This window comes from Nocardia pseudovaccinii NBRC 100343 (assembly GCF_001613225.1).
Classification (GTDB): Bacteria; Actinomycetota; Actinomycetes; order Mycobacteriales; family Mycobacteriaceae; genus Nocardia; species Nocardia pseudovaccinii.
In genome coordinates this window covers 1-11,467 of the sequence record NZ_BDBY01000145.1, presented here as the reverse complement: position 1 = coordinate 11,467, position 11,467 = coordinate 1, and the positions used below count along the sequence as shown (strand labels likewise).

14 protein-coding genes are annotated in these 11,467 nt (G+C 65.0%); 10 read left to right on the top strand and 4 right to left on the bottom strand.

The genetic code is table 11. The annotated features are described in order from the left end of the window. Nucleotides 1-707, bottom strand: a 707-nt coding sequence (locus NP3_RS17555) for a glycosyltransferase family protein (RefSeq protein WP_507762164.1), incomplete at its 3' end; no start/stop codon positions are given. 193 nt (nucleotides 708-900) lie between these two features. Here NP3_RS17555 and rpsF point away from each other — a divergent pair. The 5 genes from rpsF (at nucleotide 901) to dnaB (ending at nucleotide 4,673) form a co-directional block, all read left to right on the top strand. Further along, nucleotides 901-1,188 (top strand): 30S ribosomal protein S6, encoded by a 288-nt coding sequence (rpsF, locus tag NP3_RS17550; RefSeq protein ID WP_040697500.1) that lies wholly within the window; start codon nucleotides 901-903, stop codon nucleotides 1,186-1,188. A gap of 84 nt (nucleotides 1,189-1,272) precedes the next feature. Then, nucleotides 1,273-1,809 (top strand): single-stranded DNA-binding protein, encoded by a 537-nt coding sequence (locus NP3_RS17545; RefSeq protein WP_040697503.1) that lies wholly within the window; start codon nucleotides 1,273-1,275, stop codon nucleotides 1,807-1,809. Between the two features lie 55 nt (nucleotides 1,810-1,864). Beyond that, a complete protein-coding gene (gene rpsR / locus NP3_RS17540; RefSeq protein ID WP_040697505.1) occupies nucleotides 1,865-2,116 on the top strand; it encodes a 30S ribosomal protein S18 in 252 nt (83 codons plus the stop codon). A 16-nt stretch (nucleotides 2,117-2,132) separates the two neighbouring features. Further along, a complete protein-coding gene (rplI, locus tag NP3_RS17535) occupies nucleotides 2,133-2,585 on the top strand; it encodes a 50S ribosomal protein L9 (RefSeq protein ID WP_063042632.1) in 453 nt (150 codons plus the stop codon). A gap of 705 nt (nucleotides 2,586-3,290) precedes the next feature. After that, a complete protein-coding gene (gene dnaB, locus NP3_RS17530; RefSeq protein WP_063042630.1) occupies nucleotides 3,291-4,673 on the top strand; it encodes a replicative DNA helicase in 1,383 nt (460 codons plus the stop codon). 66 nt (nucleotides 4,674-4,739) lie between these two features. On the opposite strand, the gene NP3_RS17525 is transcribed toward dnaB, so the two are convergent. After that, nucleotides 4,740-5,099, bottom strand: a complete 360-nt coding sequence (locus tag NP3_RS17525; RefSeq protein WP_063042627.1) for a winged helix-turn-helix transcriptional regulator — start codon at nucleotides 5,097-5,099, stop codon at nucleotides 4,740-4,742. 75 nt (nucleotides 5,100-5,174) lie between these two features. Between NP3_RS17525 and NP3_RS17520 the strand changes: the two genes are divergently transcribed. Then, nucleotides 5,175-6,038 carry an alpha/beta fold hydrolase gene (locus NP3_RS17520; protein WP_063042638.1) on the top strand — a complete coding sequence of 288 codons (864 nt, stop codon included), beginning with the start codon at nucleotides 5,175-5,177 and terminating at the stop codon, nucleotides 6,036-6,038. A gap of 181 nt (nucleotides 6,039-6,219) precedes the next feature. Here NP3_RS17520 and NP3_RS17515 read toward each other — a convergent pair whose 3' ends face one another. Next, nucleotides 6,220-6,786: a CGNR zinc finger domain-containing protein gene (locus tag NP3_RS17515; RefSeq protein WP_063042624.1), complete on the bottom strand. Its 567-nt coding sequence runs from the start codon at nucleotides 6,784-6,786 to the stop codon at nucleotides 6,220-6,222. 60 nt (nucleotides 6,787-6,846) lie between these two features. Here NP3_RS17515 and NP3_RS17510 point away from each other — a divergent pair, with 60 nt between their 5' ends. Further along, nucleotides 6,847-7,731, top strand: a complete 885-nt coding sequence (locus NP3_RS17510; protein WP_063042623.1) for an alpha/beta fold hydrolase — start codon at nucleotides 6,847-6,849, stop codon at nucleotides 7,729-7,731. Here NP3_RS17510 and NP3_RS17505 read toward each other — a convergent pair. Beyond that, nucleotides 7,707-8,654 carry a LysR family transcriptional regulator gene (locus tag NP3_RS17505; protein ID WP_063042621.1) on the bottom strand — a complete coding sequence of 316 codons (948 nt, stop codon included), beginning with the start codon at nucleotides 8,652-8,654 and terminating at the stop codon, nucleotides 7,707-7,709. The genes NP3_RS17510 and NP3_RS17505 overlap by 25 nt on opposite strands. 113 nt (nucleotides 8,655-8,767) lie before the next feature. Here NP3_RS17505 and NP3_RS17500 point away from each other — a divergent pair, with 113 nt between their 5' ends. The 3 genes from NP3_RS17500 to NP3_RS17490 form a co-directional block, all read left to right on the top strand. Beyond that, entirely contained in the window at nucleotides 8,768-10,027 is a 1,260-nt protein-coding gene (locus NP3_RS17500; protein ID WP_063042635.1) for an MFS transporter, read from the top strand. 104 nt (nucleotides 10,028-10,131) lie between these two features. Then, the gene (locus tag NP3_RS17495; RefSeq protein ID WP_063824803.1) at nucleotides 10,132-10,722 is read left to right on the top strand and encodes a TetR/AcrR family transcriptional regulator; all 591 of its coding nucleotides are present in this window, start codon (nucleotides 10,132-10,134) and stop codon (nucleotides 10,720-10,722) included. Further along, nucleotides 10,722-11,467 (top strand): SDR family oxidoreductase (locus tag NP3_RS17490; protein ID WP_157124371.1); only part of this gene is annotated, 746 nt, incomplete at its 3' end. The genes NP3_RS17495 and NP3_RS17490, both read left to right, overlap by 1 nt.

Here is an 11,467-nt window from a genome sequence, read left to right as displayed (position 1 = left end):
GTCGGATCATCCATATCGCGCTGACCGCCGGTGAGCACATAAGCCAGCAACGGCAGCACGAAGATGCCCGGATACAGCTTGAGACAGAACCCGATACCGAGCAGCACAGCGGCAAGAATTCCCCTGGTACGCAACGAATATCGGGTCAGCGCGGTCACCACGTACACCGCGGCGACCGCCGTGCAGACCACGGGCAGCTCCCAGTTGTGGAATGCGTAGAGCACCAGCGGCGGGCCTGCCGCCCACAGCAGCGCCGCCCGCCCGGCCAGCCGGACCAGCAGCCAAGCCGTCAACAAGGCGAACGGCGCCAACAGCAATGCCGAATGCAGCAGGAATTCCGCGTCGTTATCGGCGCCGACCGCACCGAGCCACATCAGCACGCCGCTGAGCACCGGATATTCGACCGCGCCACCGGTCAGCGTGCCGTCAGCGGTGATACCGCCGTCGATGTACGGAAAGACGTGCTGATCGATATCGCGACCGAGCCACAGGAATTGGATATCGGAATAACAGACATCCGAATCCTTGATCACATCGAAAACCGCGCTGCGACCGTTCTCGGCGAACGGCGCACCCGCGCACCGCGCCTTGTTCGCGTACGCGAGCGCCAACGTGAGCCCGCACAGCAACACCACCACCGCGGCCAAGGCCGCGCTGCGCGTCACTCCCCCGACGATCCTGTCGCGGGTGGCGAGTCCGGTCGGCATGGGCACCACCCTAGGCCGCACCGTGCGACGACGCCCGTGCTTCCCCCCACCAATGACCATACGGGCACCGGCTCAGACATCGATTTCGCTGCTCAACGGGCGTTCATGTAGCCTTGTCGGGTTGCTGACGCAACGACCCTCCTGCCACGGACCGTCCGTGGCCGTTTCCTAGTCCACAGGAGGTGATTGGTCCGTGCGTCATTACGAAGTGATGGTCATCCTCGATCCGAGCCTGGACGAGCGCACTGTTGGTCCGTCGCTGGACAACATGCTGAGCGTCGTCAAGACCGATGGCGGCAAGGTCGACAAGGTCGACATCTGGGGCCGCCGCCGGCTCGCCTATGAGATCGCGAAGCAGGCCGAAGGCATCTACGCCGTGGTCGATCTGACCGCCGAGCCCGCCACGGTGAGCGAGCTCGACCGCCAGCTGGGTCTCAACGAGTCGGTGCTGCGCACCAAGGTTCTGCGCCACGGCAAGTGATTCTCGATTGCGTCGGTGCCTGTCTCTAGGCTCTAGCGCAAAAGCGAGTGCACTGCGGACTGCATACCGAGCAGGAGGAACCACATGGCAGGCGACACGGTCATCACCGTCATCGGAAACTTGACGGCCGATCCCGAACTTCGATTCACGCCCGCGGGCGCTGCGGTGGCGAATTTCACCGTCGCATCGACTCCCCGCGTGTTCGACCGTAATTCGAATGAATGGAAAGACGGCGAAGCGCTTTTCCTGCGCTGCAACATCTGGCGTGAAGCTGCGGAGAATGTCGCCGAAAGCCTGACCCGAGGCGCCCGTGTGATCGTGAGCGGACGACTGAAGCAGCGCTCCTACGAAACCCGCGAGGGTGAGAAGCGCACGGTCGTCGAGCTCGAGGTCGACGAGGTCGGTCCCTCGCTGCGCTACGCCACCGCGAAGGTCGCCAAGGCCAGTCGCGGCGGCGGGGGCGGCGGCGGCTTCGGTTCGGGTGGCGGCGGTGGCAACTTCGCTCCGGCCGGTGGTGGTGGCGGCAGCCGTTCCGGCGGCGCCGACGACGACCCGTGGGGCAGCGCACCCGCGGCGGGCTCCTTCGGGGGCGGCCGCGTAGACGACGAACCGCCGTTCTGAGAACGGCTCACATCGGCCTGAATGACATTGGGCCATCATTGATTACGGAGTAACCATGCCTAAAGCGCCCGCGCGCGAAAAGGTGCTGAAGAAGAAGGCTTGCACCTTCTGCAAGGAAGCCAAGTCCGGCACCGTCAATATCGATTACAAGGACACCGCCCTGCTGCGGAAGTACGTCAGTGATCGCGGCAAGATCCGCGCTCGCCGGGTCACCGGCAACTGCGTGCAGCACCAGCGCGACGTCGCCGTTGCCGTGAAGAACTCGCGTGAGGTGGCCCTGCTGCCCTACGTGTCGACGGCTCGCTGAGAAGGGAGGCATCGCAATGAAGTTGATTCTTACTGCTGATGTGGACAACCTCGGTGCCCCCGGTGACACCGTGGAGGTCAAGGACGGCTACGGCCGCAACTATCTGCTGCCGCGCGGCCTGGCGATCGTGGCCACCCGTGGCGCGCAGAAGCAGGTCGAAGGCATCCGTCGGGCGCAGGACGCGCGCAAGGTGCGCGACCTGGACCACGCCAACGAGCTGAAGCAAGCCATCGAGGGCTTGGCGGCGGTTTCGCTGTCGGTCAAGACCGCTGGCACCGGCAAGCTGTTCGGTTCGGTCACCCAGTCCGACGTCGCCGCCGCCATCAAGACGGCTGGCGGGCCGGTCGTCGACAAGCGCAGCATCGAGCTGCCGAAGTCGCATATCAAGTCGGTCGGCAAGCACATCGTCGTGGTGCACCTGCACCCCGATGTCGTCGCGAAGTTCGACCTGCAGGTCGCGGCGAACTGAGTTCATTCGAAGGCCACTCTTGTGTTCCGGCACAAGGGTGGCTTTCGACTGTGCGGCATCGATCCCATATTGGTCGGGCCCGGGTGAGTTGCGCCTTTCGCCGAAATAGCCAATTGTTTGCGAAAAGGTCGAAACGGTGATCTGGACCATTCTCGGCACCCGGCTGCTATCGGCTCTACCATCGGTTATTCGGCTTGTGGATCGCCAAGAAAACCAACCGGACGCAATGTGATCTACGCCATAGCCGTGGAACGCGTTGTTTACCTACAACACGCCCGGCTGTTCAACTAGACCGACACGCCGCACTTGATTCATCCACACGTGGATAGATCAAGAAATCGATATCTATCAGCGTGTTTGAACGGTGTGACCTGGGTTTTCCCCAAGTTGTACACAGGGGGTGCACAACACCAGGTAAACAGTCCACAACTTATCCACAGGTGTGTGCACATTGCGGTTTGGCGACTGCCCACCGGGTCGCCTAGGTTCGTCGCAACATCATGCACGCACCACCCGGAACGACATGATTCGACACCAGTCGCGGCGGTTTGCTGGAACCGCAGGTGAGACCCTCGCATGAGGTCACTCGACCGCGGCGCGCTGCCGAATGTGTCGGAGCCCGGGAGTACAACGAGTGATCAATAGGGTCGGCGGGTAGGCGTTTTCGAGCGGCCTGCAAGTGGCGAGAGAGGACGGTCGAGTCTGGTGACCACCACCGATGACCGCGGGCATACGGACTATCCGCCCGAACCGCCCGGTGAGGACTTCGGCAGGCAGCCTCCGCACGATATGGCGGCCGAGCAGTCCGTGCTCGGCGGCATGCTGCTGAGCAAGGATGCGATCGCCGACGTGGTCGAGGTGCTGCGCCCCGGCGATTTCTACCGCCCCGCCCACCAAGCGGTCTATGACACCATTCTCGATCTCTACGGCCGCGGCGAACCCGCCGACCCGGTCACAGTGGCCGCGGGTCTGGACCGCCGCGGCGAACTCAAGCGCATCGGCGGCCCGCCCTATCTGGTCACCCTCACCCAAACCGTCCCCACCGCCGCCAATGCGGGCTACTACGCCGAAATCGTTGCCGAGAAGGCGATTCTGCGCCGCCTCGTCGAGGCAGGCACCCGCATCGTCCAATACGGCTACGCGGGCGCCGACGGCCAGGACATCGCCGAGGTGGTCGACCGCGCCCAGGCCGAGGTCTACGAGGTCACCGAACGCCGGACCACCGAAGACTTCCTCCCCCTCGAGGAACTCCTGCAGCCGACGATGGACGAAATCGACTCCATCGCCTCCCGCGGCGGCATCTCCCTCGGCGTCCCCACCGGCTTCACCGAACTCGATGAACTCACCAACGGCCTGCACCCCGGCCAAATGATCATCGTCGCCGCCCGCCCCGGCGTCGGCAAGTCCACGCTCGGTATGGATTTCATGCGGAGTTGCTCGATCAAGCATGGGTTGGCGAGCGTTATTTTTTCGCTGGAGATGAGCCGGACCGAGATTGTGATGCGGCTGCTTTCGGCGGAGGCGAAGATCAAACTGGGTGATATGCGGTCGGGTCGGATGAGTGACGACGACTGGACGAAGCTGGCGCGGCGGATGAGTGAGATCAGTGAAGCGCCACTGTTCGTCGATGATTCGCCCAATCTCACCATGATGGAGATTCGCGCCAAGGCGCGGCGGCTGAAGCAACGCCACGACCTGAAACTCGTTGTGGTGGACTACCTTCAGCTGATGACCTCGGGTAAAAAGGTCGAATCCCGGCAGCAGGAAGTCTCGGATTTCTCGCGAAACCTGAAACTACTCGCCAAGGAGCTCGAGGTCCCGGTAATCGCGATCAGTCAGCTGAACCGTGGTCCGGAACAGCGAACCGATAAGCGCCCCATGGTGTCCGACCTGCGCGAATCCGGATCGCTCGAGCAGGATGCGGATATGGTCATTCTGTTGCATCGACCGGACGCATTCGAAAGAGACGACCCGCGCGGCGGTGAGGCGGACTTGATTGTCGGTAAACACCGTAATGGTCCGACAGCGACTATTACTGTCGCACACCAGTTGCATCTGTCTCGGTTTGTCGACATGGCCCGTGGCTGAAACCCATGCTGTAGTTTCTCGGGAGTCGCCAGTTCGGATGTCGTGACGGCCCCAGCGGATCACCGATCAGCTGGGGGGGCGGTCGGGGATGGCGGGCATGTGCTGCTCGGCCCATTCCCGTAGCGCTGCGAGCGGAACCTCCAGGGACATACCGAGTTCGGTGAGGCGATAGTGGACCTGGGGCGGGACCGTGGGGTCGACGCGGCGGGCGACCAGGCCGTCGCGCACCAGTTGCCCGAGGGTGACCGACAGCATCTTCTGGGAGATGCCCGGGATGCGGCGGCGTAGATCGGCGAAGCGCACCTCGGGTGGGTCCGCCGCCGCGAGGATTTTCACCACCATCGATACCCATTTGGAGCCGATCCGGTCCAGCAGTTGCCGAGTCGGACAGGCCGGATCGAACAGATCTCCGCGCCGGGTAGTCACCTGGACCTCACCACCTGAGTCGAAAGTGCCGTCTTGGCCGATCCAACCAGGTTACCTACCGTGATGTGGTCACTGATGGTTACCAGCTTCGAGGTGGAGATGAGCGCCGACATCGCACTGCGCAGGGTCGCGGCGAACGGGATCGACATGAACGTCGCGGTCGCCGGGGCGGGTCCTGCGGTCCTGTTGCTGCACGGGTTCCCGCACACCTGGCAGGTGTGGCGGGGTGTGCTGGACGGACTCGCGGGGACGTATCGGGTGATCGCGCCCGATTTACGCGGGCTGGGTGCGACCACCCGGCCGGAAAGCGGTTACGACGCCGGGAATCTGGCCATGGATGCGATTGCCGTGCTGGACGCCCTGGGCGAAACCCGCGCGGATATCGTCGGTTTCGATCTCGGCGCCGTTCCGGCGTTCCTGGCCGCGATGCATCGCCCGGATCGGGTCCGGCGCCTGGTGCTCATGGAGGCGATTCTGGGCCGGTTACCCGGGGCCGAGGATTTCCTGCGCGACGGGCCGCCCTGGTGGTTCGGCTTCCACGCCGTCCCGGGCCTGGCCGAGTCGGTGCTCACCGGGCATGAGGACTCCTATATCGATTGGTTTCTGACCGCGGGCACGCGCGGCCGCGGTGTGCCCGCGCAACTGCGCGCCGCATTCGTCGCCGCCTACACCGGCTCCGACGCCTTGCGCGCCGCCTTCGCGCACTACCGCGCACTGCCCGAGAGCACCCGCCAGATCGAGAAGGCCACCGCCACAACCCGATTGCGGATGCCGACACTGGCCGTCGGGGCGCATCCGGTCGGCGACACCCTCGCCCGGCAGCTGCGGTCCTGCACCGACGATCTGGCCGAGGCGGTGATCTCCGACTGCGGCCACATCGTTCCGGTAGACGGGCTACCGGCACTGCTCCCGCTGCTCACCGACTTCCTGGCACCTTAGTGACCCCCTTGCCGGTTACGGTCCGGACTGGAGGATCCGGGTCAGCGAGTGTGGCGGTGCCGAACGTGCCGGGGCCTCAGCGAGGGTCGGCGGCGGTGGTGAGTTGGTCGATCCGGCAGTCCCAGGGTCACCGCGCCCCGCAGTGCCAGCCGAATTCGGTTGGGCCATAGCCGTGCCGCTGCTACGCCGATGTCTCCCGGGCCCGCAGGTTTCGCTTCTTGGCGCGATTGCCGCAGGTATCCATCGAGCACCAGCGTCGGTTTCCCGGGCGGGACAGGTCGACGAAGTAGGCCTGGCAGCTTTCGCCCGCGCACCGCCGTATTCGGGCGGCGGTCGGCGAGGTGACCAGATCCAGTGCGTCCCGGGCGACTGTCGCCAGGACCGCCGCGATCGGGTCGGGCGCGGTCCACCGCAATTCCCCGCGCCGGTCGAGACTCGGGATCGGAACATGTTCGCTCGCCGCCTTGTTGATGACGGCGCGGTCCCGGTCGGTCGGATGTACCGGGCCCTTGGTTGTGCGGGCCAGGTCGACCACACGAAAGATGGCCTCCCGCAACGTTCGCGCGGACTCGACGGCGCGAATGTCAGGTGTCGCGGCGACTCGGTCCCAGGGGCCGAATTGCGCAACCCAAGCCGTCAGCGCCGCCGGATCGGTCAACTCCTCGGCCTCGGCGGGCGAGCCGCGGTGGCGCAACGTCCGCACATAGTCGAGGCAGATTCGACCGGATCCTTCACGAAATAGCGGCACGCGCCCAGTGTATGGAACCACTTCGACCGGTTCAAAAGGGCACCGGTTAAAGTGGTTCATATGACCGACGGAATCACGGATGCACAACTGGCACAGTCACTCTCGGGAGACTTCCGCAGCCACCATGCCCAGATCAACGGCATTCGGCTGCACTACGTCGCGGGCGGGACGGGCTCGCCGGTGATACTTCTGCCGGGGTGGCCGCAAACCTGGTGGCAGGCCCGCAAGATCATGCCGTTGCTCGCGCGGCGGCACCGGGTCATCGCCGTCGACCTGCGCGGTATGGGCTCCTCGGATACTCCGGACCACGGTTACGACAAGAAGACGATGGCCGAGGATATCCACCAACTGGTCCGGCATCTCGGCTATTCGACGGTCGACGTCGCCGGGCACGACATCGGCTCGATGGTGGCCTTCAGCCTCGCGGCCAACCATCCGGAGACCGTGCGCAGGCTGGCGCTGCTGGAGGAGCCGCATCCCGATGATCGGCTCTACGACTTCCGCCTGCTGCCCGCCCCCGCGGAACGGGCCCGGCAGAGATGGTGGTTCGCCTTCAATCAGGTCGCCGAACTACCCGAACAGCTCCTGGCCGGACGCGGCAGGCACCTGGTCGACTATCTGTGCCATCGAAATCTGCGCAATCCCGACGCCATCGACGAACAGTCCCGTGCGGTGTACGCACGCGCCTATTCGCGTCCCGAGTCGATCCGCGCCGCCAACGGCTGGTATCAGAGTTTCACCCAGGACATCGAGGACGGCCGGACATACGCGAAACTTACGATACCCGTTGCCGCACTGTACTTTCCGGGCCACACCGACATCCTCGACAGTCTCGCCGAGCGAGCATCCGACGTGCTCGCCATCGAAATCCCCGACAGCGGGCACTATCTCGCCGAGGAACAGCCCGATCTGGTCGCAGCTCACCTGTGCGACTTCTTCGGATAGGGCGCCCAGTCCGGAGTCCATACGTCGTCGCCGAAAGTCGTCTGGTATCTGGTGTGCAGGTACTCGAGGAAGTTCGCGAGGACGGGATGTGCATTGTCCGCTCGCCAGATCACCGAAAGTGGGTAGACCGGGGTCGGGTCGACGACGGGGATGCGGCGCAGGTCGTAGCTTTCCGGCCAGAGGTATCGGGAACCTTCGCCGACGAAGGTGGCGAGTTGGGTGGAATCCGCGAGTTCGGCGAGGAGCGCTTCGATGCCGAAGCTCGGGCCGATCGTGACGATGTTCAGTCCGAACTCGGTCGCCAAATCGTTGTAGTAGCCGACAGGTTCGGCGTCGGACATGCCGAGCATCCAGATCGGGTGATCGGTGAGTTCGGCCGGTGTCACCGTCTTGGCGTGCGCCAGTGGATGCCGTGGACCGACGAGCAGTTCGTGTCGATCGTCGATGACACGGGACGCCCGGAGTCCACTCGGGACTTCGAGGTGTCGCAGGGATCTGAAGGTGGCGTCGATGGTGCCCGCGCTGATTTCGGCCAGCGCCGACTCCGCGTCGAAGTTGGTCAAGGTGACGACATCGAGTTCTATATCGGGATGTTGCTGGTAGAAGGCGTGCAGGATGGTGGACGGCGCGATCCTGCGGGCCACGACGTCGATCCGAAGGGCCCTGCGCCCCGGAGTCACGGCCGCGGTCGCGCGTTCGGCGGCACGGAGTAGTTCGCGGGCATGCGGTAGCAATGCCTGCCCGTCGACGGTGAGCCGTACACCCCTTGCGATCCGCGCGAAAAGCCGAACGCCGAGTTCTCGCTCCAGCGTGGCTACTCGTTTCGACGCGGCCTGCTGGGTGATTCGCAGATCGTCGGCAGCGGCTTGGAACTGGCCGGTCTCGGCAACCGCGACGAAGGTACGAACCGCATCGAGATCCACCAGCGAAAACCTACTCCCACAACGAAAAGTTGTGACACTCCGCTCGATTCGTTGTTGGTGACAGCACCCATCGACCGGCTTCAATCTCCCCGACAACAGAGGGAGTGCGGAATATGTGGCGTAGCGCGAAACCGGGTCGGACGTTCGGGTGGCTGTGGGCCGCGTACGCGGTCAGCGCCTACGGGTCCGGACTCGGGTTCGGAGCATTTTCGGTGGTCGCCATCACCGTGCTGAACGCCACTGCGGCGGAAGTGGCGACCTTGTCGGCTGCCGGGCTGGCGATCGGCGCACTGCTGGCGGTTCCGCTCGGGCCGTGGATGGAGTTTCGCGCCAAACGACCGGTCATGATCGCCACGGACCTGATCCGCTTCGCAGCGCTGGCATCCATACCGCTCGCCTACTGCCTGGGTGGATTGTCCTTCGCGCAACTCTTGGTGGTCTCCATCGTCACCGCGACAGCGAAGATCGCGTTCACCGCGGCCAGTGGCGCATACCTGAAGACCGTCGTCCCCGCCGACGGACTTCTCGTGGCCACCAGTCGTTTCGAGTCCACCACCTGGTCGGCCACGGTTATCGGACCGCCGGTGGGCGGCGCGGCTATCGGGCTGCTCGGTCCGGTGACCACCGTTGTCATCGATGCGGTGAGCTACCTGCTCTCGGCGCTCGGCATCACCGCGATCAGGGAACCCGAGCAGCCACCGCCGCTGCGGAAGACCCGAACGCGCCGGTCGAGCGACATCGTCGAGGGGTGGCGCTACATCCTCGCCCACCACACGCTGCGTCGGTTCTTCGTCAACACCATGCTGGTCAACGGGCTGATCATGGCCGGGGAGCCGCTGTTGTCGGTGCTGATGCTCGCGCACCTGCATTTCCCGGTCTGGGAGTACGGACTGGCCTTCGCTATTCCGTGTATCGGTGGCCTGATCGGGTCACGACTCGCTCGCCACATCGCGTCCCGCCTCGGCGAACAGACGGTGCTGCGGGTCTTCGGCGCGGTACGTGCCTGCTGGCCGCTCGGGCTGGCGTTCATCCGGCCGGGCCCGGCCGGGCTGGTGATCGTGATGGTCACCGAGTTCGGGCTCATCATCTGCATCAGCATTTTCAACGCGGTCTTCGCCGCCTACCGGTTGAACAACACCGAAACCGATCGGCACGCCCGGGTCCTCGCCGCGTGGTCGATCACCAGCAGCATCAGCATCGCGGCAATCACCGTGACGTGGGGTCTGCTGGCACAACTCACCAGCCCGCGTACGGCAATTGCGCTGGCCGGAGTTCTCCTGCTCGCCACGCCCTTCCTGCTGCCGCGGCAAGTGGCCGCGCCCGAACCGATCCCGCCGCATGAAGTTCTCGCCGAGGACAGCGCGCAAGCATGACCCTGGACGGCCGCTTCAGGGCTCGTGATGACGTCGCCGCGGCGGTTGGCGAGGCCGATTCGCACGCGGCTTGCAAAATATATAGACCGGTCTATTCTGGGTTCATGGTTACGTCCAAAGGTGCTCAGACGAGTGGGCAGTTGGTGGAGTCGATGCTGGAGTTGATCCAGGCTCGGGGGTATAGCGGTACGGGGTTGAACACGGTCGTGAACCATGCGGGAGCGCCGAAAGGGTCGTTGTACTTCCACTTTCCGGAGGGGAAGGAGCAGCTCGGGGAGAAGGCGATCGAGTTGGCGGCCGAACGGTTCCGGAGCTTGCTGGACGAGACGGCGGGGGCCGGGGCCTCCCCGGGGGAGGTGATCCGGCGGGTTGTGGAGGTGCTGGCCAGGTTGGTCGCGGACAGCGATTTTCAGCTCGGTTGCCCGGTTTCGGTGGTCACGTTGGAGATGGGCGCGCACAGCGAACGACTGCGGGCCGTGTGCGCGGCGGCCTTCGAATCGTGGATCGGGCCGGTGCGTGAATACCTGGTCGCGGCAGGGCATTCGGAAGCGGCGGCACGCACGCTGGCGACGGCGACGGTCAGCGCGGTCGAGGGCGCGGTGATCATGGCGCGCGCCAAACGCGATGTGGAGCCGTTGCACAGCACGGCACAGCTGCTGGCGGCCCTGCTCGACCAGCCAGGGGCGGTGGCGTGATGACCACTCGCCACGCGCTCGTATTCGGCGCCACCGGCTTTATCGGTCGCAATTTGATCCGCACCTTGGAGCAGGCCGGGGTCCGCGTCACTGCCGCGGTGCGCAGCAGAGAATCGTTCACGCAGCTTGCGGCATGGTTGGCCGATCACGGGTGCCGGACGGCTCCGGCCGAGCTGATTGTCGACTTCGACGCCGATCCCTTTGTCCAGAACGAGGATTCGGCGTGGGCGGATGTCACCGAGATCTACAACTGCGCCGGCGCTTACCGATTCGGGATGACGAAGGACGAGGCGCGGCACGGCAATGTCGACAGCGTCCGCTCGGTGGCGTCCTTCGCCGCCCGGCTGCCACAGCTGTCCCGGCTCGTATACGTTTCCGGCTACCGCGTCGGCGGTCAGGACCCGGCCACCGTTCCGTGGAGCCCGGAGCGGGTGGAACGAACCCATCGCCTGCTGGGCGCTTATGAGGCATCGAAGGTGGAAAGCGATGCGGTATTCCAGGCCGCCGCCGATGAACTCGGCGTGCCATGGTCGATCGTCAACCCGCCCACCGTCATCGGGCCGAGCAGCACCGGCGAATCCGATCAGCAATTGGGCCTCGCGGCGAGCTTGAAAGAGATTTGGCAAGGCGCGGCGGCGGCACTGCCGGGCAACTCGCACACCTTCGTGCCGGTGATCCCGGTCGACTATCTGACCCGCTTCATGACCCTGCTCCCAACCGATCCCGCCACAGCCGGTGCGGCGTA